This is a genomic window from Tenacibaculum soleae, assembly GCF_001693415.1.
Lineage (GTDB): Bacteria > Bacteroidota > Bacteroidia > Flavobacteriales > Flavobacteriaceae > Polaribacter > Polaribacter soleae.
Genome location: NZ_MAKX01000001.1, coordinates 843,159 through 864,875 on the forward strand (window position 1 = coordinate 843,159; position 21,717 = coordinate 864,875).

Annotated in this window: 26 protein-coding genes; 19 read left to right on the plus strand and 7 right to left on the minus strand. The window is 30.3% G+C overall.

The features are described 5' to 3' along the window. Positions 1-19: 19 nt before the first annotated feature. The 5 genes from BA195_RS03870 (at position 20) to BA195_RS03890 (ending at position 5,701) form a co-directional block, all read left to right on the plus strand. A complete protein-coding gene (locus BA195_RS03870; protein WP_068702629.1) occupies positions 20-1,513 on the plus strand; it encodes a GH3 family acyl-acid amido synthetase in 1,494 nt (497 codons plus the stop codon). Positions 1,514-1,654: 141 nt separating this feature from the next. Further along, on the plus strand, positions 1,655-2,146 hold the full coding sequence (locus BA195_RS03875; RefSeq protein ID WP_068702631.1) for a hypothetical protein: 492 nt from the start codon (positions 1,655-1,657) through the stop codon (positions 2,144-2,146). Between the two features lie 11 nt (positions 2,147-2,157). After that, positions 2,158-3,864: a tetratricopeptide repeat-containing sensor histidine kinase gene (locus tag BA195_RS03880; protein WP_084443046.1), complete on the plus strand. Its 1,707-nt coding sequence runs from the start codon at positions 2,158-2,160 to the stop codon at positions 3,862-3,864. A gap of 43 nt (positions 3,865-3,907) precedes the next feature. Next, entirely contained in the window at positions 3,908-4,651 is a 744-nt protein-coding gene (locus BA195_RS03885) for a LytR/AlgR family response regulator transcription factor (RefSeq protein WP_068702636.1), read from the plus strand. 486 nt (positions 4,652-5,137) lie between these two features. Continuing rightward, positions 5,138-5,701 (plus strand): MOSC domain-containing protein, encoded by a 564-nt coding sequence (locus tag BA195_RS03890; RefSeq protein ID WP_068702638.1) that lies wholly within the window; start codon positions 5,138-5,140, stop codon positions 5,699-5,701. A gap of 95 nt (positions 5,702-5,796) precedes the next feature. Here the strand turns inward: BA195_RS03890 and BA195_RS03895 are convergent, their stop codons facing one another. From BA195_RS03895 to BA195_RS03915, 5 genes are all read right to left on the minus strand, one after another. Next, entirely contained in the window at positions 5,797-6,321 is a 525-nt protein-coding gene (locus BA195_RS03895) for a hypothetical protein (RefSeq protein WP_141677645.1), read from the minus strand. 78 nt (positions 6,322-6,399) lie between these two features. After that, positions 6,400-7,965 carry a S41 family peptidase gene (locus tag BA195_RS03900; RefSeq protein ID WP_068702642.1) on the minus strand — a complete coding sequence of 522 codons (1,566 nt, stop codon included), beginning with the start codon at positions 7,963-7,965 and terminating at the stop codon, positions 6,400-6,402. Beyond that, entirely contained in the window at positions 7,952-8,383 is a 432-nt protein-coding gene (locus BA195_RS03905; RefSeq protein WP_084443048.1) for a deoxycytidylate deaminase, read from the minus strand. The genes BA195_RS03900 and BA195_RS03905 overlap by 14 nt, the downstream gene beginning before the upstream one ends. A 57-nt stretch (positions 8,384-8,440) precedes the next feature. Then, a complete protein-coding gene (locus BA195_RS03910) occupies positions 8,441-9,022 on the minus strand; it encodes a HupE/UreJ family protein (RefSeq protein ID WP_068702644.1) in 582 nt (193 codons plus the stop codon). Between the two features lie 9 nt (positions 9,023-9,031). Next, complete coding sequence (locus BA195_RS03915) at positions 9,032-9,493, minus strand: Lrp/AsnC ligand binding domain-containing protein (RefSeq protein ID WP_068702646.1); 462 nt, start codon at positions 9,491-9,493, stop codon at positions 9,032-9,034. Positions 9,494-9,692: 199 nt separating this feature from the next. Here BA195_RS03915 and BA195_RS03920 point away from each other — a divergent pair, with 199 nt between their 5' ends. The 5 genes from BA195_RS03920 to BA195_RS03940 are packed head-to-tail and all read left to right on the plus strand — an operon-like array spanning position 9,693 to position 12,650. Continuing rightward, complete coding sequence (locus BA195_RS03920) at positions 9,693-10,208, plus strand: DUF2975 domain-containing protein (RefSeq protein ID WP_084443050.1); 516 nt, start codon at positions 9,693-9,695, stop codon at positions 10,206-10,208. A 3-nt stretch (positions 10,209-10,211) separates the two neighbouring features. After that, complete coding sequence (locus BA195_RS03925) at positions 10,212-10,715, plus strand: DUF2975 domain-containing protein (protein WP_068702649.1); 504 nt, start codon at positions 10,212-10,214, stop codon at positions 10,713-10,715. Between the two features lie 2 nt (positions 10,716-10,717). Further along, the gene (locus BA195_RS03930) at positions 10,718-10,924 is read left to right on the plus strand and encodes a helix-turn-helix domain-containing protein (RefSeq protein WP_068702651.1); all 207 of its coding nucleotides are present in this window, start codon (positions 10,718-10,720) and stop codon (positions 10,922-10,924) included. A gap of 27 nt (positions 10,925-10,951) precedes the next feature. Beyond that, entirely contained in the window at positions 10,952-12,208 is a 1,257-nt protein-coding gene (locus BA195_RS03935) for a Y-family DNA polymerase (RefSeq protein WP_068702653.1), read from the plus strand. Between the two features lie 4 nt (positions 12,209-12,212). Beyond that, a complete protein-coding gene (locus tag BA195_RS03940; RefSeq protein WP_068702655.1) occupies positions 12,213-12,650 on the plus strand; it encodes a LexA family protein in 438 nt (145 codons plus the stop codon). Positions 12,651-12,701: 51 nt separating this feature from the next. Here BA195_RS03940 and BA195_RS03945 read toward each other — a convergent pair whose 3' ends face one another. After that, the gene (locus tag BA195_RS03945) at positions 12,702-13,115 is read right to left on the minus strand and encodes a BrxA/BrxB family bacilliredoxin (RefSeq protein ID WP_068702657.1); all 414 of its coding nucleotides are present in this window, start codon (positions 13,113-13,115) and stop codon (positions 12,702-12,704) included. Between the two features lie 118 nt (positions 13,116-13,233). On the opposite strand from BA195_RS03945, the gene BA195_RS03950 reads away from it, so the two are divergent. The 9 genes from BA195_RS03950 (at position 13,234) to BA195_RS03990 (ending at position 21,023) form a co-directional block, all read left to right on the plus strand. Further along, complete coding sequence (locus tag BA195_RS03950; RefSeq protein ID WP_068702660.1) at positions 13,234-13,992, plus strand: TerB family tellurite resistance protein; 759 nt, start codon at positions 13,234-13,236, stop codon at positions 13,990-13,992. Between the two features lie 175 nt (positions 13,993-14,167). Continuing rightward, a complete protein-coding gene (locus BA195_RS03955; protein WP_068702662.1) occupies positions 14,168-14,500 on the plus strand; it encodes a roadblock/LC7 domain-containing protein in 333 nt (110 codons plus the stop codon). Positions 14,501-14,519: 19 nt separating this feature from the next. Next, positions 14,520-14,894 carry a hypothetical protein gene (locus BA195_RS03960; protein WP_068702664.1) on the plus strand — a complete coding sequence of 125 codons (375 nt, stop codon included), beginning with the start codon at positions 14,520-14,522 and terminating at the stop codon, positions 14,892-14,894. Continuing rightward, complete coding sequence (locus tag BA195_RS03965) at positions 14,884-15,123, plus strand: hypothetical protein (RefSeq protein WP_068702666.1); 240 nt, start codon at positions 14,884-14,886, stop codon at positions 15,121-15,123. Before BA195_RS03960 ends, BA195_RS03965 begins: the two co-directional genes overlap by 11 nt. 128 nt (positions 15,124-15,251) lie before the next feature. Then, on the plus strand, positions 15,252-18,650 hold the full coding sequence (gene ileS / locus BA195_RS03970) for an isoleucine--tRNA ligase (protein WP_068702668.1): 3,399 nt from the start codon (positions 15,252-15,254) through the stop codon (positions 18,648-18,650). A gap of 4 nt (positions 18,651-18,654) precedes the next feature. Continuing rightward, positions 18,655-19,032 (plus strand): TraR/DksA family transcriptional regulator, encoded by a 378-nt coding sequence (locus BA195_RS03975; RefSeq protein ID WP_068702670.1) that lies wholly within the window; start codon positions 18,655-18,657, stop codon positions 19,030-19,032. 88 nt (positions 19,033-19,120) lie between these two features. After that, on the plus strand, positions 19,121-19,738 hold the full coding sequence (locus tag BA195_RS03980) for a hypothetical protein (protein WP_068702673.1): 618 nt from the start codon (positions 19,121-19,123) through the stop codon (positions 19,736-19,738). A gap of 42 nt (positions 19,739-19,780) precedes the next feature. Beyond that, positions 19,781-20,362, plus strand: coding sequence for a lipoprotein signal peptidase (locus BA195_RS03985; RefSeq protein ID WP_068703921.1), 582 nt, complete (start codon positions 19,781-19,783; stop codon positions 20,360-20,362). A 55-nt stretch (positions 20,363-20,417) separates the two neighbouring features. Next, positions 20,418-21,023 (plus strand): DUF4230 domain-containing protein, encoded by a 606-nt coding sequence (locus BA195_RS03990; protein ID WP_068702675.1) that lies wholly within the window; start codon positions 20,418-20,420, stop codon positions 21,021-21,023. Positions 21,024-21,302: 279 nt separating this feature from the next. Here BA195_RS03990 and BA195_RS03995 read toward each other — a convergent pair whose 3' ends face one another. Continuing rightward, the gene (locus BA195_RS03995; protein WP_068702677.1) at positions 21,303-21,716 is read right to left on the minus strand and encodes a DUF6691 family protein; all 414 of its coding nucleotides are present in this window, start codon (positions 21,714-21,716) and stop codon (positions 21,303-21,305) included. Between the last annotated feature and the right edge of the window lies 1 nt (position 21,717).

Genomic DNA, 21,717 nt, shown 5'->3' on the forward strand with positions numbered 1-21,717 from the left:
GATTCTAAAATAGCTAAAAATGAGTATTAAATCGATGCTGGCAATACCATTTGCCAAACAAGTACGAAAACAAGTTTATAAATGGGCTAATAATCCTCATAAAACACAAGAAAAAGTATTTCAATATTTAGTTTCTGAGGGATGTAAAACAGCTTTTGGTAAAGATCACGATTTTATATCTATTAATAATTATGAAGATTTTAAAAAGCGAGTAAAAGTACAAGACTACGAGGGTTTAAGGTCATATGTTGATAGAATTGTAGCGGGTGAAGAAAATGTATTATGGAAAGGTAAACCATTGTATTTTGCAAAAACATCAGGTACTACATCGGGTGCAAAATATATTCCAATAACTAAAGAATCGATGCCAACGCATATAACTGCGGCAAGAAATGCATTGTTATTTTATGTGGCAGAAACAAATGATGCTAGTTTTGTAAATGGAAAAATGATTTTTTTACAAGGAAGTCCTGTTTTAGAAGATGTAAATGGAGTTAAATTAGGGCGTTTAAGTGGAATAGCAGCACATTATGTGCCTAATTATCTATTAAAAAATCGTTTACCAAGTTGGGAAACCAATTGTATTGAAGATTGGGATACTAAGGTTGATAAGGTGGTTGAAGAAACTATTAACGAAAACATGTCGGTAATCAGCGGAATACCATCTTGGGTGCAAATGTATTTCGAAAAATTGATTGATAAAACAGGTAAAACCATTTCAGAAATTTTTCCAAACTTTAATTTTTTCGTGTACGGAGGTGTAAATTTTGAACCTTATAAAAACAAGTTTGAAGCTTTAATAGGGAAGAAAATTGACTACGTTGAGTTGTATCCAGCTTCTGAGGGATTTATCGCTTATCAAGATTCTCAAACCGAAAAAGGAATGTTATTGCAGTTAAATTCAGGAATTTTTTATGAGTTTATTCCTGCAACTGATTTTTTTGACGAAAATCCAACTCGTATTTCTTTAAAAGATGTGCAATTAGGAGTTAATTATGTAATTATTTTAAATACTTCGGCAGGTCTTTGGGGGTATAATATTGGCGATACGGTAGAGTTTACTTCATTAAAACCGTACAGAATAAAAGTTACTGGTAGAATAAAACATTTTATATCCGCCTTTGGCGAACATGTTATTGGTAAAGAGGTAGAAAAAGCATTGAATGATGCAATTATAGGAACTTCTATAAATGTAAGTGAGTTTACAGTAGCACCACAAGTAAACCCAGAAAATGGGTTGCCATACCACGAATGGTTTATTGAGTTTGAAAATGAACCTGAAAATTTAGAAGAATTAGCTACTAAAATTGATACTTCTATGCAAAATCAGAATGTATATTATTTCGATTTAATTGAAGGTAAAATATTACAACCGTTAATTATTAGAAGAGTTAAAAAAGGAGGATTTCATGAATATATGAAATCGATAGGTAAGTTTGGTGGGCAAAATAAAATTCCACAATTATCTGACAATCGTAAAATTGCAGATGTATTACAAAATTTTTTGATGTAAGTGTTTTATACAAGCTAATTTTATTTTATGATATTAGTTAATTAGTTTTTTTTGATTGTAAAAAAGTATTTTTATAATAGAAGACTTTAAGAAGAGTTATTTTTATTGTAGATTTAACACACTAACCAATAAATAAACAACATGAGTACAACGATTAATGGAGTAACATTAAATTTAGTGCAATTTTTAGAATTTGACACTAATATCCCCGCAGCAAACAAACCATCTGGACCATTAGTAAACATTTCAGGTGTTGAAGGGGGTAATAGCACACCATATACGCTAACTGTATTAGCCTACTTGCCCAGTAATACATTAGATCCAGTAGAAAATACAACTGGTTTAGCTTTAAAAGAGAATTTAATTTATTTAGACTATTATGGTATTACAGCTGTTAATGTTCTGGATAAAAACGGAAATTCAAATACGATTCAATGTAGAGATTTTCGTGTAGAGTTTAATTGTAAAGAAGAAGCAACAGTGTATGATTTATATTATGTGCAGTTTACGTATCAAATAAATGATGGAAGTTCTGCTGATGCAACTTTAGTAAGAGATGAAGATGAAGACCCTGAGACAGATAGGGGGACTGTTACTATGCCTGAAGACCCAGCTCCAACAATGAAAAGCTAAAGAATAAAAGCATGAAATTTTTTATATTCTTTAATTTGCTATTTCTTTTTTCATATAGTTTATTCTCACAAACATTTAAAAAGCAATCCTTTTTAGATGAAAAAGGAAAGCAGGTTTGTGAAAAGTATACAGGTATGATTCCATGTAAAACTTATGTTTTTTATGAAAATAAAGAATATGATTCATGTTATGTGTTTAGTGAGAAGTCATTGTCTGTAGTAAAAGATAAAGAAAGTAAAGATTTTTTTCTTTTTTTAAGAAGTTTTAGTGCATATAAAAAAGGCTTATATAAAAATGCATTACAAACTGTAAATAGATTAAATAATAAAAAATTAAATGCCCAAAAAGAATATCTTTTAGGTTTGGTTCATTTTAGGCTAAAAGAATATGATAACGCGATAACTAATATAGAAAAATGGATAATATTAGATACTCTAGCTAGTCCACTTTATAAAAAAGCAATGCTACATAATTTAGCATCATGTTATCTCCATAAAAAAAATTATAAAAAAGCGAAATATTTTTTTGATGAAAAGTTTAAACTTCTAAATTCAAGCGACACAAGTTCTGTGATTAAATTTAAGACAGATATTGCAAATGTTTATTACAATCAATATTTGGATGATAAAGCAATTCCATTATTTAAAGAAGCTTATGATTTATCAAAGGTGTTTTCAGATTTAGAGTTAAAACAAAATACAGCTAAAAATATGGCTGTAGTAGAGAAAAATAGAAAACAATTTAAAGAGAGTGTCGATTATTATATTGAATATGGTAAATGGAAAGATTCTATTTGGAGTAGAGACCGTATTTGGCAATTGACTGAAAAAGATAAAAAAATAGCGGTTGCACAAAAACAACAAGAAATAGCAGTACAAGATGAGCAAATAAAACGCCAAAGAGTAGTTCAAAAAGGGTTAATTTTAGGTGCTTCTGGTTTGTTAGTTTTTTTAGGCGGATTGACTTTTTTTTATAGAAAATTAAAAAGTAAAAATAAACTTATTAACGAGCAAAAAGAGGCTTTAAATACAGCTAATAAAACAAAAGATTATTTATTTTCTGTAGTATCTCACGATTTACGTTCGCCTATAAATAGTATAAAAAGGCAGCATCAAAAATTAGCAAAGCATATTGCTAATAACGATTTACCAGCAATTAAAGAAGCTACAAAATCGGCTATTGCAGTTACCGAAAGCACGAGTCATTTACTAAATAATGTATTACATTGGTCGTTAGAACAAAGTAATATGTTAAGTTTTTCAGAAGAAAAACACGCCTTACAACCAGTTATAGAGCAAGTGTTGTTCGATTATGAGAATTTAGCGGAGGCAAAAAATATTTCGATTTCTACTAATCTAGAAAGTGATATAGTTGTGCTTGTAGACAAAGAATCGTTGAAAATCGTAATTCGGAATTTAATTGATAATTCGATAAAATATATGGATGGTTCTGGAAGTATCTCTGTAAAAACAGAAAAACATTCAGAAACTCAAGCACGTATTAAAATTAAAGATTCAGGTATTGGAATACCTGAAGAAAAACTTCAAAAAATTAATGCTTTAAAAGACTTATCTATCGATAAAATAAACCGATCTAAAGGAATCGGATTAGGTTTGCTTTTATGTCAAACACTAATTAAAAAAAACAACGGAGCTTTATTTTTTGAAAGCCAAGAAGGTGTAAGTACAACAGCCATTATTTTATTACCTTTAGCGTAAATAATATTAGCTTATAAGCTAGTTAAAGTTTAAAAATAAAAAAATGAATAATTTACGAGTACTTCTTTTAGAGGATTTAGACGAAGAGGCCATAGAAGTTATTGAGCTTTTAGAAGATAATAGTTATGAAGTTATTCGAGTTAAAAACTCTGCTGAAGCTGAAAAAGAAATCAAAAATCGTTTCTTCGATATCATTTTACTTGATATTATGATTGACGGAAAACCAGAAGGTATTTCGTTAGCACATCGTTTAAATAAACAAAATATAGAAGCCCCTTTTTTGTTTTTAACAAGCATGCAAAGCAAAGTTATTTTTGATGAAGCTAAGCTTACAAAACCCTATACATATTTATTAAAGCCATTTAATAAGTTAGAATTATTGTATTCGTTAGAGTTAGCTTTAGAAAAATTTCATGAACAATCAAGTAGTATCAGTTTAAGTGCTAAAAATGCAATTGTAAGTCCGTCTTTTTTGTTTGTAAAAAAGAAACGAAGCATTATGAAAGTAGATACAGCAGCTATTATTTATGTAGAAGTTAAAGAAAAGTATTGTAGTTTAATTTGTGATGAAGGGGATTATTTAATAAAATTATCGCTAACAAAAATAAAAGAATTATTAGGGAGTACAGGTTTTACACAAACTCACAGGAATTATTTAGTAAACTTAACGAAAATTAAAGAAATTTATTTTGAAGATAATTTATTAATATTAGAAAAGAAATATAAAGTTCCGTTTAGCGAACGATTTAAAAATCAGTTTATAAAAAACAATCCTATTTTTAGATAAAAAAGCAGTAAAAAACATACTATCCCCCCCCGAAGCTAGCGATGTTAATTACTACCTTTTAGTAAAAAAAACAATTTAAAATATTGTTTTAAATTTAACTTTTTCAAAAGTAAAGTTCTATCTTATTATATAATGCAATGAAGCTTTAAGTGAAGTGAATTTAAGTATAAGTGTAAGAAAAAACAGTATAAGCGTTTTCTGTTTGGCATAAAAAAGGAGATATAAAATACAATCACCCCTCAATGAATTATATTTTAATAGCTCCCTCTTTTTGAACGTTTTAATAATGAGTACTACCCCATAGTATGTTCATTATTAATAAAAATTAGTTAAAATAACCCCCTACTTTATTTTAACTATTGTAAATATAACTTATGTTTATTCTTTTATTAAAAAGTATTTCTTGAGTGTGTGAAAATAAGTAAAAAGCGTACTTGAGATAAGTTTAAGTGCTTGTTTTATAGTTTTTAAGTAAAAAAAAGATAAATGAAAATTGTATCTACGAATATTGGTAGTCGAAAAGATGTTAATTGGAAAGGTGAAATTATTGTTACTGGGATTTTTAAGTACTCAGTACAAACACCTGTTTTTTTAGAGATAGAAGATGTTGTTGGAGATGTTGTGTGTGATAGAGAAAATCATGGTGGAATTGACCAAGCAGTGTATGCATATTCTTTAAAGCATTACGAATACTGGAAAACGTTGTATCCAAATTTAGATTGGCAACTTGGTATGTTTGGTGAAAACTTAACAATTGATGATTTAGATGAGTCAAAAATTCATGTAGGAGATACTTATAAAGTAGGAGAGGCAATAGTTGAAGTTACAAAACCACGATTGCCTTGTTTAAAACTGGGGATTCGTTTTAATAATATGAAAATTGTAAAGCAGTTTTGGAAGCAAAATTTACCAGGAACATATTTTAAAATAATACAAACAGGTTTTGTAAAAAAAGGAGATGAGTTTAAGTTGATAAAATCTTGTCCTGAAAACCCAACGATTACTGAGGTTTATAAATTAAAAAGAGTAGAAAAAAAACATAGTTTATAAGCGTAATAATGTTTTACAATTGAAATGAAAAAGCTGAACAACATTAATGTTGTTCAGCTTTTAAAATATAATTTCGAGGTTCTTTACAAAAAGTTTTATTCGAAAAAAGGATCGTTAAATTGTTCATACGTTGTTGCTGAACAGCCTCCTTCAGATTGAACAGAAGCATAAACAACATTATTGTCATTTAAATATGTTACACTAAAGTTTGCTGTACCTAGTTGTGTAGAAACTGTTATTTTATCTTTGCTACTTGATGTCCAGCTCCAAGAACCCTGTCTTATCGCTGTTCCGCCTTTAGATGTTTTAGCATAATAATCTCCGTTAGGATAAAAAGCAAAATAGCCACTATTTTTTATTTCGCTATCGTCACCACATTCTTCACGATTTATGGTTGCAGATGAAATAACATGCGTCCACCATTTTTGAGATGAGGTATCTGTATTTCTAGGTGCGTTTAAATCATCAGACCCTGTTAAGGTTATGTTTCTTAAGGCTAATTCAACAATTTCTCCTTTTGGTACACCTGCTAAATCTCCTGCAATATCATCGTCGCTAGAACAAGAAACTACAAAAAAAGAAACTACAAGTAGCGTAAGTAATTTTTTCAAATTCATCATATTTAAAGTTTTAGGTTATTTAAAGTACCGTAAATATATGATTGTATTTCTATCAAAAAAATACCCAAAAATGAGTATTTATAAAGTGTTTTCTAGCTCAAATACTTTTTGAAGCATTTTATCATCAATTTGATTTACTTTGTATAAACCTTCATCGCTAAAAAGTTCGCGAGCAATTATTGTTTTTAAATTCTTTTTAAGCTGTGTTTTGGTTTTTGATGAAAGTTTGTAGCTTTTTAATTTTTTTAAAAAACTAGTTAATACTTCATTATTTAAATCAAACTCTTTAATAAAGTTTTCTACTGAGGTGTTTGCAAGTTTCTTACGATTTGTATCAACGTAATTAAAAGCAAAATCGTTTAAAGGTCTAAAAAATATGGTTGGTATGTAGGTTGCCGTATCAACGGCTACAAAATAATCAGGAATAATACCTCCACCGCCATATACAATTTTACCTTTAGGTGTTGTAAATTTTAAGCTATCAATGGTTTTTATACTATCTCTATTAAATAATTCTCCATTAGAAAAACGATTTCTAATATCGCTTGCATAAATAGAAGAGGGATCTTCTTTTACGTATGGTTTTTGAATAGAGCGACCAGTTGGTGTGTAGTAACGAGCTGTTGTTAAGCGAACGGCAGAGCCATCACCTAAATCCATTTCTTGTTGCACTAACCCTTTACCAAAAGAACGACGACCGATGATTATTCCTTTATCATTATCTTGTAAAGCACCCGCAACAATCTCTGAGGCAGAAGCAGAGTTTTCATCAATTAAAACATACAAGCCTCCTTTTTCAAAATCTCCTTTTTCGGTAGCAAATGATTCATTAACATCTCCTTTATTATTTTTAGTGAATACAATTAATTTATCATCTTCTAAAAACTCATCAACAATGCTATTGGCTATATCAATAAAGCCACCACCATTACCACGAAGATCAAGTACTAAATCGGTCATTCCTGTTTCTTTAAGAGCGTCTAAAGAAGCTTTAAATTCAATATAAGAGTTACGAGCGAAACGATTTAATTTTATGTATCCAATACTATCGTTTAACATATAAGCAACATCAACACTTTTAATATTTACTTTGCCTCTGTTTATGGTTACATTAAAAATACTATCAGTTGTTTTTCTATAAATTTGTACATCAACCTTTGTATTTGGTTTGCCTTTTAAGGCTTTCATTATTTGTGAAGTTTGTAGCTTTTTGTTGTATAAAGTGTCGTTGTCGGCAAGTAAAATACGATCACCAGCTTTAATGCCTGCTTTAATACTTGGGCCACCTTTTATAGGTGAAATAACGGTAATGGTATCGCCAATCATGCGGAATTGAACTCCAATACCTACAAAATTACCTTGCATGTTTTCGGTAACTAATTGTAGGTTTTCTTTAGGAATGTATACTGAGTGCGGATCTAGTTTGTCTAACATTTCTTTAATAGCTCCGTCTAATAAATCATCAGTATTTACATTATCAACATAATCACTTTGAATATAATCAATGAGTCGTTTTATTTTTTTTTCGTTAGATGAATTTTTGCTAATCAAATTAGCGGTATTTCCGTTACTGAAAAAAGTTCCGATAAGAATACCAAAAACAACTGCAATTGAAAAATATATAGGTAAATTATTCTTGTTCATAAGGTAAATAAGTAAGTTCAACACCTGCTTTTTCTAAAAAATCAATACCAGAAGAATCTTTGTAGGCTTCTGCATAAACTACCCGTTTTATGCCTGATTGGTGTATTAGTTTACTGCATTGTTGGCAAGGTGAAAGAGTAATGTATAAAGTAGCTCCGGCACATGATTGTGTTGATGCGGCAACTTTTAAGATAGCATTTGCTTCGGCATGTAAAACATACCATTTTGTATAACCTTCTTCATCTTCACAATAATTTTCAAAACCAGACGGCGTACCATTATATCCGTCAGAAATAATCATACGGTCTTTAACAATTATTGCGCCTACTTGTTTGCGTTTGCAATGTGATAGTTTACCCCATTCTTGCGCCATTTTTAAATAAGCCTTGTCGTACTTTAATTGTTTTTTGTTCAAAATTAAAAATTATGTGAGTTGCTAAGATAATTAGTTTTAAAAACTTGAGGCGTTAATTTTTTACCAAAAAACGCGGTTCATCATCATCTGAAAGGCAAACCCAATTACGATTGATGAGATAATTAAAATCCAGTCGCGACGGTTTACACCAAATATTGATTGTACTAAGGTACCTACTAATAAGATTAATAAAACGATAATAATTTGAGCAGCTTCTACACCAATGGCAAATTCTAAAAGCGGAATTAACTTATCAGAACTTTTACCAATCATCATTTTAAAATAATTAGAAAATCCAAGTCCGTGAATTAATCCGAAGAAAAGCGCGAAAAATAAGTTTTGATTTTCTTTACCAACAGATGCTTTTTTAGCGGTCAACACATTCATTAAACCAGTAATAAAAATAGTTAGCGGAATTAAAAATTCTATTAAATTGGCATTTATATTTAATATTCCGTAAGCTGATAAAGCCAAGGTTATAGAATGCCCAATAGTAAATAAGGTAATTAACCAAAGTACTTTAGTCCATTGTTTAAATTGGTAAACAACGGCTAATACGATTAAAAATAAAATGTGGTCGTAGGCTTTGATGTCTAACACATGAAATAAGCCCATTTTAAAGTAGAAAATAAATTCGTTCATTCGGGGTTTTTAAATTTTAATTTGTCGATCTATTTGTTGGTCTAAAGATATAAAAGTTTCGGTTCTTGATACTCCTTTTATGTTTTGAATATCTTTATTTAACAAATGCATTAAATCTTCGTTGTTTTTACACAGTATCTTAATGAAAATAGCGTAGTTACCAGTGGTATAATGGCTTTCAACAATTTCTGGAATTTCTTTTAAGCGTTTTATTGCTGATGAATACATGCTAGAAGAATCTAAAAACACCCCAACAAAGGCAGTGGTGTTGTACCCTAAAGCTTTGGGGTTTAATACCATCTTGTAACCATCAATTAAATTAGAAGCATCTAATTTTCGTAAACGTTGGTGTATGGCAGCGCCTGAAATTCCTACCTCACGTGCAATACTTAAAATAGGCGTACGTGCATCATTAACCAATCGTTTGATAATGATTTTATCAATCCCGTCAATCTTTAATTTTTTAGTCATACAGCAAAAATAAGAAATCTTTAATTATCAAATAAAAATAAAAAATTATTGTTTTTCGATAATTTAATTATATTTGTAGTGTAAATGATTTCAGAATCACATTCTTTTAGTAAATCATAGTTGTGATGAAAACCTGAAACAAGTTCTGGTTGATGTAACCTAAATTATTAAACATACATATAGAAACAAAAAATATAAAATGAAAACAGCAAGAATATTAAAAATTATGAAGTTCTTTTCATGGTTTGCATTTATCGGATTGATGATTAAAACAGGAACAATTTTAGTAACTTATTTGTTAAGTATTAATGATTCAGAATTTTCGAAAAATATTTATGAAGGCATGAATCTTTTTGAATATAGAGAGTATAGTTTCGTACAATATTCATTTATCATTGGTTATAAAATATTGCTTTATGCAGCCGAGGCTTATATTGCATTTTTAGTAATTAAATTGCTTAAAAAGTTAAATATAAAGCTTCCATTTAATAACGATGTTCAAAAGTTGATGCAACAAATAAGTTATGGTATTTTTTATTTATGGATTTTAGCAATTGTACATAATACACATATGCAATTGATTGGAAAAAAACACGGATTTGAAATGTATTTATTTTCAAGTGATTTTGTTTTCTTATCCATCGTTATTTTCATTTTTGCACAAATTGTAAAACGAGGGATTGAAATTCAATCAGAAAACGACTTAACAATATAAATTATGAGAAAGATAAAAGCACTTAAAAGTATAGCAGTATCGTTATTTGTGATAATTCTATTGTGGTTTATACTGGATAATTTTTTAGTAATACTTGCTTTATTATTTGAAAAAGATGTTTTGCATTTAGGGCATTTTGATGGAGATTCACCTTCAAGTTTTTTGAAAATAGTGATTTTGATAAAAATTATAGCATCAGGCTTGTTTATTTACGGCTCTTCGTTTTTGATTAGAGTTATGTTATTAAAAGATGTAATGGATTATTTTAATAATAAAGTTTCGCTTTTTCTTTTTAAAGCGGGGAAGTTTCTAATTATCTCTAACGTCGTAACTTTCTTTTTAAACTTCACGGCATTTTTTATTAATACTGAATATTTAATTTATTACAGCGGAAATTCTAAATACTTATCATTATTAATGGTGGTTTTTGGTTTGTTTTTAATGATATTTAGTAAGGTGTTAAAACAAGGAAATCAAATAAAACAAGAAAACGATTTAACAATATAACTATGCCAATAATTGTAAATTTAGATGTAATGCTTGCTAAACGCAAGATGAAAAGCAAAGACTTGGCAGAGATTGTAGGTATAACTACGGCAAATTTATCTATCTTAAAATCAGGAAAAGCCAAGGCGATTCGGTTTTCAACCTTAGAAGCAATTTGTAAAGCATTGGATTGTCAACCTGCAGATATTTTAGAATTTTTAGAAAACTAAAACCACATATGTATTACCTTTACAACTATGTATGCATTGGTAGATTGTAATAATTTTTATGCCTCTTGCGAACGGGTTTTTAATCCGAATTTGCAACACAAACCCGTCGCTATTTTAAGTAATAACGATGGTTGTGTAATTTCGATGAGCGACGAAGCTAAAAAATTACAACTTCCGTTTGGTGCACCAATTTTTAAATGGAATCAGTTTTGTAAGAATAATAATATAACCGTATTATCTTCTAACTATCCGTTATATGGCGATATGAGTGCACGTGTTATGAAAATATTGGAAGAGTTTTCGCCAGATATTGAAGTGTATTCTATTGATGAAGCTTTCCTGCAATTTAAAGGTTTTGAAAATTATAATTTAGAAGAACACGGAACGCAAATACGAAGTAGAGTTTTACAATGGACGGGAATTCCGACTTGCGTAGGTGTTGCACCAACCAAAGCATTAACCAAAATAGCTAACAAAATTGCGCGTAAATACCCGAAGGAAACAAAAGGAGTGTATGTCATCGATTCTGAAGATAAAAGAATAAAAGCGTTAAAATGGACAGCTATAGAAAATGTTTGGGGAATAGGAAACCGTTTAGCAAAAAAACTAAAAACAAAAGGTTGTGTAAAAGCCTACGATTTTACACAGTTAGATGATAATTGGGTGCGTAAAAATTTATCAATTACGGTTTGGAAATTGAAAAAAGACTTAGAAGGAAATTCTAAAATTTTGTTAGACGAGCCGGTAACCAAAAAAGCAATTGCAACGACCCGAAGTTTCGAATATACTTTTTCAGATATCGATAATATAAAAGAGCGAATTTCTACGTTTGCATCAAGTTGTGCCGAAAAATTACGTAAGCAAAACTCAAGTTGCCATATGGTTATGGTAACTTTACATAGCGATCGTCATAAAAAAAATAGTGAGCAACATAGGGCAAGCAGAACGGTAGTTTTTTCATATCCAACAAATTCAACGTTAACTATTAGCAAAAGTGCAGTAGAAGCGGTTAAAACTATTTTTAAAAAAGGGGTAAAATATAAAAGAGCAGGAGTTATTGTAACAGGGTTGGTTCCGTCGGATAATTATCAAATAAATATGTTTGCTGCTGAAAATCCGAAGCATAAACCGTTAATGCAAGCTATTGATAAAATAAATCGGACTTTTAAGTCAGATAAGGTTAAATTAGCAAATCAAGATTTACAACGAACTTGGAAAATGCGTCAAGAACGATTGTCGCCAAAGTACACTACTAATATTAACGATATTATTACGGTAAAATAAATTTATGAACACATCAGAAACATTAACTTTTTTTTCGCCCAAAGAAATGGGAAAAGTTGAGGGAACAATTTTTAAAGATATAGGTATTTCTGCCGGATTTCCTTCGCCTGCGGATGATTTTAGAGAAACACGTATTTCGTTAGATGAAGAGTTAATTCGTAATAAAGAAGCTACCTTTTTTGCCAAAGTTAGTGGGCAATCTATGATTGGTGCTGGTTTAGATGATAATGACTTACTGGTAATTGATAGAAGTATAGCGCCAGAAAATAACAAAATAGCTGTTTGCTTTTTAGATGGAGAGTTTACGGTAAAACGTTTAAGAGTAACAAAAGATGAAGTTTGGTTACAGCCTGAAAATCCAGACTATCCAATCATAAAAATTACCGAAGAAAATAATTTTGTTATCTGGGGGATTGTTACCAGTGTAATAAAAAAAGTATAAAAAAAAACCAGCAAATTTGCTGGATTTTTTTATTGTTTTTAGTGCGAATTATTATTCACAAAACTCATCGTAAGCTCCTGCTAAATTTTGAGCAATAGCTTGTGCAGAGTGTCCTTCAATATGATGACGCTCTAACATGTGTACTAAATTACCATCTTTAAATAAAGCAATAGCAGGTGACGATGGAGGAAAAGGAATCATGTGTTCTCTCGCTCTAGCAGTAGATTCTTTTTCAACACCTGCAAAAACAGTTGTTAAATTTGTTGGCGTTTTATCAGCTCCTAAAGAAGCGATTGCTCCTGGTCTTGCAGTACCAGCTGCACAACCACAAACAGAGTTTACCATTACTAATGTTGTTCCTTTTTTAGCTAAAGCATTGTCAACATCTTCAGCAGTATATAAAGCGTCAAAACCTGCGTCAATTAACTGATCGCGCATTGGTTTTACTAATTCTTCTGGGTACATAATTTCTAATTAAATAATTTAAAGCAAAGATACTTTATTTAAAACCAACAATCAAGCGAAAACAAATGCTACTTTTTGTAAAGACTTAATAGTATATTTACAGCTTTAAAATTTAAGAATGGGAAAATTTGCAAAATGGCTTGGTGCCGGGGCAGGATTTACAATGGGTGGCCCAATAGGTGCTATTATAGGGTTTGCAGTTGGTAGTTTTATAGATGGAGTTTCGATAGAAGATTTTACAAAAGAACAGCAAGAATATCAAAGGCGGTCAGAACCACAACGAAGAGGAAGAGCTACCTCTGGCGATTTTGAAATAACCTTATTGATTTTAGCTTCTGTAGTAATAAAAGCTGACGGAAAAATAGATCAGCGAGAGTTAGATTATGTGCGCATGCATTTTGTAAAAATGTATGGGAAAGAACGTGCTAATCATGCGTTTAAATTATTTAACGGAATTATTAAGAAGCAAATCTCTACACGTCAGGTGTGTTTGCAAATCCGTCAACACATGTCGCATTCTTCACGTTTGCAGCTGTTACACTTTTTATTCGGAATAGCTAAGGCGGACGGACAAGTAACAGCGTCTGAAGAAGAAGAAATTAGAAAAATTTCGAGCTATTTATATATCAACGAGTATGATTATTCATCAATAAAAGCTATGTTTTATAACGAAGTTGATGGTGCTTATAAGATGTTAGAAATAACAAAATCAGCTACCAATGATGAGTTAAAAAAGGCTTACAGAAAAATGGCTAAAAAATACCACCCTGATAAATTAGAAGGTTTAGGAGAGGAACATAAAGAGGGCGCTAAAGAAAAATTTCAAAACATTCAAGCAGCCTACGAACAAATAAAAAAAGAACGTGGACTTGCTTAATTTTTAGATGTTATTAATTATTTATAACAATCAATTGAGGCTTTGTGTTGGGGCGTCTTGTCTATTTTTTTTGATGAGTTTTATTTAAGTTTTATTTAAGCTTTATTTAAGTTGTATTGTTTAAATTTGCGCTTTAAAATTAACTTTATCCAATCAATAAAATTTAATATAAAGTATGAACTTAGAAGAGTTGTATAAAAAGACAAAATCTAAAGCTATAATTTTAATTGATAAAAATGGAGAGATTGTTAAGTCTTATAGCGATGTTAATTATGAGAAGGCTGAAGATTTTTCTGCTGTTACAATGGTGGTGTCTAATATGTTAGATAATTTTTTCACAGAAGTGTTGTTAATAAAACCACTTACAGAAATGATTATTAAAACAGAAAAACATCATTTTTATATAACAAAATGTGACGCTGATCATGTTTTGTGTGTCTTATCTGATAGTGCAATTAATACAAGTTTAATAAGTCTTTCTTTAAAAAAGATAAATTTTATAAAATAAATAATAAAAACCAATTAAAATGACAGAAATTTTAAACGAACTAGTAAAGAATATAAGTAAAAATGTTCCTGGTTATGTTGCTTTAAGTGTTACTGAAATTGAGACAGGACAAACATTAGTAGCGGACAGTTCGGACAGTAGTTTTGATGTTAATTTAGCTTCTGCTTATAATTTAGAAGTTGTAAAAGCAAAATTAAGTGCAATTGAGGTTTTAGGAATAGATGAAGAAATTAAAGACATCACCATTACCCTAACTAGTCAAATACATATTATAAATATAGCGCCAAGTGGTGGATACTTTATTTATTTAGCTATTGACTCTAGTAAAGCAAATATAGCAATTACGAAAACGTTATTGAATAAATATAAAGCTCAATTAAACGATGCCATATAAACCTGTTAATTTAGGAGGTTATGTAATTGACGCGAAACTGAAGCCTATTTTAGAATTCGCTCAAGAAGAGTATAAAAAGATAATTGGGGTACCTGTTGAAGATATAGTTGTCGATAAAAAATCTAAGGGTAAGAAGAAAAGAAAAATGTCTGAAAAGGTATTAGACTTTTTATTTGAGCCTAAATACGATAACGCTTTAAAAGTTTTTCCTAAAAAAAGTAAAAATTAAAGTTACTTTTTATTCTATATATCAAAAATAGATAAAACACTTCATTAATGAGGTGTTTTTTTATGTGGTAAACCTTACAATTACAAGAAAATACGTAATTTCGCCAATTCAATTAATACAATTACAAAATGAGTACGAAGTTTACTGAATACAAAGGGCTTAACTTGCCAAATGTTGCAGATGAAATCCTAAACTATTGGAAAGAAAACAACATTTTTGAAAAAAGTATAACTACGCGTGATGAAAATAAACCGTTTATCTTTTTCGAAGGACCTCCTTCGGCAAATGGTTTACCAGGTATTCATCATGCAATGGGACGTACCATTAAAGATATTTTTTGCCGTTATAAAACTTTAAAAGGTTTTCAAGTAAAGCGTAAAGCTGGTTGGGACACTCATGGTTTACCGGTGGAACTTGGTGTTGAAAAAGAATTAGGAATTACCAAAGAAGATATCGGAACAAAAATTACGATAGAAGAATATAATATTGCTTGTAAAAAAGCAGTAATGAAATATACTGATATTTGGAATTCACTTACCGAAAAAATGGGGTATTGGGTAGACATGGAAGATCCATATGTTACCTATAAACCAAAATATATGGAAACCGTTTGGTGGTTGTTAAAACAAATCTATAATAAAGATTTGATGTACAAAGGCTATACTATTCAGCCTTATTCACCAAAAGCAGGTACCGGTTTAAGCTCTCACGAGGTAAATCAACCAGGAGCTTATCAAGATGTTACAGATACAACTGTGGTAGCACAGTTTAAAGCAGTAACAGAAACGTTACCAAGTATTTTACAAAACGGAAGCGATGTTCATATTTTAGCATGGACAACCACTCCGTGGACATTACCAAGTAATACCGCTTTAACAGTTGGGCCAAAAATTGATTATGTTTTAGTAAAAACATTCAATCAATATACTTTTGAACCTACGCAGGTAATTTTAGGAAAACCTTTAGTAGGAAAACAGTTTGGAGGTAAGAAATTTAAAGTGGTTGAAAATGAAGCAGATTTAGCATCTTATAAAGCTGAAGATAAGCAGATTACATATTTCATTTCAGAAGAATTTAAAGGGGCTGATTTAGTAGGTACAAAATACGAACAATTGTTACCTTATGTTTTACCACATGAAAATCCAGAAGAAGCTTTTAGAGTAATTCCAGGAGATTTTGTTACTACTGAAGACGGTACGGGTATTGTACATACAGCACCAACTTTTGGAGCTGATGATGCTATCGTTTGTAAAGACGCAGGCGTGCCACCAATGTTAGTTAAAGATGCAAATGATAATTTAGTACCTTTAGTTGATTTACAAGGTAAGTTTACCAAAGATGTTGGTGAGTTTGCAGGTATGTATGTTAAAAACGAATATTATGCTGATGGTGAAGCACCAGAAAAATCAGTAGATGTTCAAATAGCTATTAAGTTAAAAGAAGAAAATAAAGCCTTTAAGGTAGAAAAATATGTGCACAGTTATCCACATTGTTGGAGAACTGATAAACCTATTTTATATTATCCGTTAGATTCTTGGTTTATAAAAGTAACCGATGTTAAAGAACGCATGCACTCTTTAAACGAAGAAATTAATTGGAAACCAGAAGCAACAGGAACAGGACGTTTTGGTAATTGGTTAAAAAATGCCAATGATTGGAACTTATCACGTTCTCGTTTTTGGGGAATTCCATTACCAGTTTGGAGAACAGAAGATGGTAAGGAAGCTAAAATAATGGGTTCTGTAGCTGAGTTAAAAGAAGAAATGCAAAAGGCAGTTGCTGCTGGTGTAATGACAGAAGATATTTTTGCCGATTTTGAAATCGGAAACATGTCAGATGAAAATTACGATACCGTTGATTTACATAAAAATGTAGTTGATAAAATCACGTTAATTTCTGATTCAGGACAACCAATGCAACGTGAATCAGACTTAATTGATGTTTGGTTTGATTCTGGCTCTATGCCGTATGCACAATGGCATTACCCGTTTGAAAATAAAGAATTGGTAGAAAAAGGTTGGAAAACAGCCGATTTTATTGCTGAAGGAGTAGATCAAACTCGTGGATGGTTTTATACCTTACACGCCATTGCAACCATGGTTTTTGATGATAAAGCCTACAAAAATGTAGTGTCTAACGGATTGGTGTTAGATAAAAACGGACAAAAAATGTCGAAGCGTTTAGGTAATGGAGTAGATCCGTTTACAACGTTAGATAAATACGGGCCTGATGCCACGCGTTGGTACATGATATCAAACGCAAATCCTTGGGACAATTTAAAATTCGATTTAGACGGAATTACCGAGGTTAGTAGAAAGTTTTTTGGAACACTTTACAACACATATTCATTCTTTAGCTTATACGCAAACTTAGATAATTTCAATTACAGCGAAACTGAGGTTCCTTTAAATGAAAGACCAGAAATTGATCGTTGGATTTTATCAGAATTAAATACTTTAGTTGAAAAAGTAGATGCTTTTTATGCCGCTTATGAACCAACGAAAGCAACCAGAGCAATTTCTGATTTTGTACAAGATCATTTAAGTAACTGGTATGTGCGTTTGTGTAGAAGACGTTTTTGGAAAGGCGAATATGCACAAGATAAAATATCTGCGTATCAAACCTTATATACTTGTATGCTAACAGTTGCTAAATTGGCATCGCCAGTAGCACCTTTCTTTATGGATAAATTATATAAAGATTTAGTTAGTACAACAAATATTGAAAGTTTTGATAGTGTGCACTTGGCAGAATTTCCAAAATACAATACTGATTTAGTTGATAAATCATTAGAACGTAAAATGGAAAACGCACAAACAATATCTTCATTAGTTTTATCGTTAAGAGCTAAAGAAAAGATAAAAGTACGTCAACCATTACAAAAAATAATGATTCCGGTTTTAGATGCAACTCAAAAAGAAGAAATTTTAGCAGTTGCAGATTTAATAAAATCGGAAGTAAACGTTAAAGAAATTGAGTTGTTAGATGATGCTTCAGGTATTTTGGTAAAACAAATAAAACCAAATTTTAAAGCTTTAGGGCCAAAGTTTGGGAAAGATATGAAATTGATTGCTAGTAAGATACAGCAATTTACGCAAGAGGATATCATCAAGATAGAAAAAGAAGGTGTTATTTCTGTTCAGGTTAATGATAAAATGATTAATTTAGAAACCGCAGATGTAGAAATTTCATCGAAAGATATTGAAGGTTGGTTGGTAGCAAACGCAGAAGGTTTAACCGTTGCTTTAGATGTTACAATAAATGAAGAATTACGTAAAGAAGGTGTGGCAAGAGAATTGATTAATAGAATTCAAAATGCACGTAAAGACACTGGTTTAGAAGTAACAGATAAAATAAAATTAACCATCTTAAAAGCTGCTGATTTAGAAGAGTCGGTACTTGCAAATGAAAACTATATAAAAGCAGAAACCTTAACAAATGAGTTGGTTTTTGTTGCTGAATTAGAAAATGGTACAGAAATTGAGTTTGATGCCATAAAAAGTAGAATGTTAATAGAAAAAGCATAGCATTATGGATGATGTTACAATAAGATACTCTGATAGTGATTTACAGGAGTTCAAAGAAATTATTTTAAAGAAAATAGCGCACTCTGAAGAAGATTTAAAATTAATACAATCTTCATACAAAAACGGTGCTGATAATGGTACTGAAGATACTTCGCCAACGTTTAAATCGTTTGAAGAAGGGTCGGATACTATGGCAAAAGAAGCAAATATGCAATTAGCCATTCGTCAAGAAAAATTTATTCGTGACTTAAAAAACGCTTTAATTCGTATTGAAAATAAAACATACGGAGTTTGTAGAGTTACCGGTAAATTAATTCAAAAAGAACGCTTAAAATTAGTACCTCATGCTACTTTAAGTATTGAAGCAAAACGTAAACAATAACGTTTTGACTACGTATAATAATAGTAAAAAGCCTCTACAAAGAGGCTTTTTTTGTTTTACAATACAAGTGTTTTTTATTTTTTTGTTGATGAGTACCTCTATTTTTTCTCAAGAAAAATTATTAAAAAAGAGCCAAGTATTTGCAAAAGAAATAACAATTATTGCAGATGAATTGGATGATATTGTTATTGAAAATATTGAAGGTAATAAAATAGAGGTAATTTTATTAGACGAAAATCCTAATACACATCATGTTTTTATTGAAGAAGAAAATAATACTCTAAAAGTGGGTTTTAAACTTGAGTTTGACGTCTATGAAGAACCCGTTTTTAGAAAATATATTACTAAAAGATTGCAGAGAGCTACCGCTATTGTTAAAATTCCAAAAAATAAAGAGGTAACCGTTTACGGAAAAACAATAGGCGTTGTTTCTAAAAATTATGATGGAGATATTAAGGTTTTTATTGATAAGGGAAATGTTAAATTACACGAAGTTCAAAGAAGCGCAACTGTAGCCTTATTTTTAGGTAATGTATCAGCAAAATTAAAAAACAAATGTGCTATAAATATTAAAACCAATAAAGGAGAAATAGTTGTAAATGATACAATATTTAAAGAAAAATCATCTATCAACACGGCTAAAAAAACAAGCTGCAATTTTACCGTAAAGTCTATGAATGCTAATGTTAACTTAATAACAAAATAAACCCAATACTTTTCTTATTTTAGCGGATATTAAATTATGAAAATGTCTAAAAAAAATATCGCAATTCTTACTGTAGTTTTGGCAATTTTAATTGATCAAATAAGTAAAATATATGTTAAAACACACTTTCAATTAGGAGAGGAAATAGTTGTTTTTAGTGATTGGTTTAAAATTCATTTTACTGAAAACAATGGTATGGCTTGGGGGTTTGAGTTTGGAGGTAGAGCCGGAAAGTTATTTTTAACATTGTTTAGAGTTGTAGCAGTTTCAGGTATTGTGTATTGGTTGTGGCAAACAATAAAAAGAAATACGCATACGGCTGTTGTAGTGGCAATTGCATTAATTTTAGCAGGTGCAGTGGGTAATATTATCGATTCTGTTTTTTACGGTGTAATTTTCGATAGTTCATATCACAATGTAGCTACATTATTTTCTGACAATCCTTATGGAGAATTATTTCATGGTAAAGTAGTTGATATGTTATATTTTCCGATGTATGAAGGAGAGAGTTTTACTTTTTTTAATGCCATTTTTAACGGAGCAGATTCTTGGATAACAATTGGTGTTGTGTTGTTGTTTTTATTTAACAAACAGGCATTTCCGAAAGAAGAAAAAGAGGCATAAACTATAAATTTATTGTTTCTGTTAACTTACTTTTTTATATTTATAGAAAAACAAAATGATACGTTTTCTTAAATATATAGCTATTTTTTTACTAGGTTTTTTAATAGCCAAGCTTTGGTATGATAAAAAAGAAGAAAATCACGAAAAGGAAGAGATTCAAGTGGTTTTAAACGGTGTGCAAAATCTTAGTAAGTTAGTGGTTAGTGAAGGTAACTTTTCTGAAATGTACAGCTTTTCTGATACTAAAAAATATTTTTACGATTACCTTTCTTTCGAAAAAAAAGCCATAATTGCGGTTAATGCTAAGGTTGAGGTTGGTTACGACTTGTCTAAATTAGAAATTCAAGTAGATAGTATTGGTAAGCAAATAATTATTAATAAAATTCCGAAAGAAGAAATAGTTATTTCTCCAGATATTAAGTATTTCGATTTACAACAAAGCCAGTTTAATACTTTTAATAAAGAAGAATTGAATAAATTGAACAGAAAGGCAATTGAAAAAATACAAACGACTATTACTGTATCAAAATTAGAAAAGGAAGCTAAATTACGCTTATTTGAAGAATTATCTAAAATATATCAACTCTCTAAAATTTACAATTGGAAGGTTGTAAATAATACAGGTAATAACTTGTTTGATACTGTTTTGTTAAAAGAGTAAATTGATTATTTGTAATCTTAACTTATCATAATTACGAGTCAACTACGTTAAATTGAATTTATTTCAGATTCATATATCAATTGATTATTTATTAAGATGAGATTCTTAAATAGATTCGAAATGATGTTACATAAACTTGCTAGATACTATTTTGCTAAAAGAGTAAGCAAAATTTATAGTAAATAGGCTTAGCCCCGATTGTAGCAATTGTTTGAGCTCCTCGCAGAGAGCGAGTGCGAAAAGCGGGAAATAGCTACTAATAATTGTAATTTTTAAAAGTTAGTTAGGTAATTTTTTACTTAACATTCCGTAAATAAAAGCACCTAGCATTGCACCTAATAAAACAATGATTATTGGTAATATTCCGTGACCAATCAACACAAAAATAGGTGCAGGACAGGCACCTGCCAATGCCCAACCTAACCCGAAGATGGTACCACCAACTAAGGTTCTTATAAAGCCTTTTTTCTTTTCTTTAATGTTTATTTGATTGCCTAAATAGTCTTTGATTTTTCCGGTTTTGAAAAAATAGATGAATAGCATAGAAACTGCGACAGCTGATCCTATAATTCCATACATGTGAAAGGATTGAAATTTAAACATTTCATAGATTCTGTACCATGAAATAGCTTCAGATTTTGTCATGATAACTCCGAAGAAAATACCTAGTAGTAAAAATTTTATATTTTTCATC

Excerpts from the sequence above, each read along its gene's own strand:
- BA195_RS03900 (WP_068702642.1), bottom strand. The coding sequence starts at position 7,965 with ATGAACAAGAATAATTTACCTATATATTTTTCAATTGCAGTTGTTTTT.
- BA195_RS03960 (WP_068702664.1), top strand. The coding sequence starts at position 14,520 with ATGACAGAAATTTTAAACGAACTAGTAAAGAATATAAGTAAAAATGTT.
- BA195_RS03890 (WP_068702638.1), top strand. The coding sequence starts at position 5,138 with ATGAAAATTGTATCTACGAATATTGGTAGTCGAAAAGATGTTAATTGG.
- BA195_RS03985 (WP_068703921.1), top strand. The coding sequence starts at position 19,781 with ATGTCTAAAAAAAATATCGCAATTCTTACTGTAGTTTTGGCAATTTTA.
- ileS (WP_068702668.1), top strand. The coding sequence starts at position 15,252 with ATGAGTACGAAGTTTACTGAATACAAAGGGCTTAACTTGCCAAATGTT.
- BA195_RS03965 (WP_068702666.1), top strand. The coding sequence starts at position 14,884 with ATGCCATATAAACCTGTTAATTTAGGAGGTTATGTAATTGACGCGAAA.
- BA195_RS03880 (WP_084443046.1), top strand. The coding sequence starts at position 2,158 with ATGAAATTTTTTATATTCTTTAATTTGCTATTTCTTTTTTCATATAGT.
- BA195_RS03930 (WP_068702651.1), top strand. The coding sequence starts at position 10,718 with ATGCCAATAATTGTAAATTTAGATGTAATGCTTGCTAAACGCAAGATG.
- BA195_RS03885 (WP_068702636.1), top strand. The coding sequence starts at position 3,908 with ATGAATAATTTACGAGTACTTCTTTTAGAGGATTTAGACGAAGAGGCC.
- BA195_RS03895 (WP_141677645.1), bottom strand. The coding sequence starts at position 6,321 with ATGATGAATTTGAAAAAATTACTTACGCTACTTGTAGTTTCTTTTTTT.
- BA195_RS03935 (WP_068702653.1), top strand. The coding sequence starts at position 10,952 with ATGTATGCATTGGTAGATTGTAATAATTTTTATGCCTCTTGCGAACGG.
- BA195_RS03925 (WP_068702649.1), top strand. The coding sequence starts at position 10,212 with ATGAGAAAGATAAAAGCACTTAAAAGTATAGCAGTATCGTTATTTGTG.
- BA195_RS03915 (WP_068702646.1), bottom strand. The coding sequence starts at position 9,493 with ATGACTAAAAAATTAAAGATTGACGGGATTGATAAAATCATTATCAAA.
- BA195_RS03945 (WP_068702657.1), bottom strand. The coding sequence starts at position 13,115 with ATGTACCCAGAAGAATTAGTAAAACCAATGCGCGATCAGTTAATTGAC.
- BA195_RS03980 (WP_068702673.1), top strand. The coding sequence starts at position 19,121 with ATGAGTACCTCTATTTTTTCTCAAGAAAAATTATTAAAAAAGAGCCAA.
- BA195_RS03920 (WP_084443050.1), top strand. The coding sequence starts at position 9,693 with ATGAAAACAGCAAGAATATTAAAAATTATGAAGTTCTTTTCATGGTTT.
- BA195_RS03975 (WP_068702670.1), top strand. The coding sequence starts at position 18,655 with ATGGATGATGTTACAATAAGATACTCTGATAGTGATTTACAGGAGTTC.
- BA195_RS03950 (WP_068702660.1), top strand. The coding sequence starts at position 13,234 with ATGGGAAAATTTGCAAAATGGCTTGGTGCCGGGGCAGGATTTACAATG.
- BA195_RS03955 (WP_068702662.1), top strand. The coding sequence starts at position 14,168 with ATGAACTTAGAAGAGTTGTATAAAAAGACAAAATCTAAAGCTATAATT.
- BA195_RS03990 (WP_068702675.1), top strand. The coding sequence starts at position 20,418 with ATGATACGTTTTCTTAAATATATAGCTATTTTTTTACTAGGTTTTTTA.
- BA195_RS03870 (WP_068702629.1), top strand. The coding sequence starts at position 20 with ATGAGTATTAAATCGATGCTGGCAATACCATTTGCCAAACAAGTACGA.
- BA195_RS03940 (WP_068702655.1), top strand. The coding sequence starts at position 12,213 with ATGAACACATCAGAAACATTAACTTTTTTTTCGCCCAAAGAAATGGGA.
- BA195_RS03995 (WP_068702677.1), bottom strand. The coding sequence starts at position 21,716 with ATGAAAAATATAAAATTTTTACTACTAGGTATTTTCTTCGGAGTTATC.
- BA195_RS03910 (WP_068702644.1), bottom strand. The coding sequence starts at position 9,022 with ATGAACGAATTTATTTTCTACTTTAAAATGGGCTTATTTCATGTGTTA.
- BA195_RS03875 (WP_068702631.1), top strand. The coding sequence starts at position 1,655 with ATGAGTACAACGATTAATGGAGTAACATTAAATTTAGTGCAATTTTTA.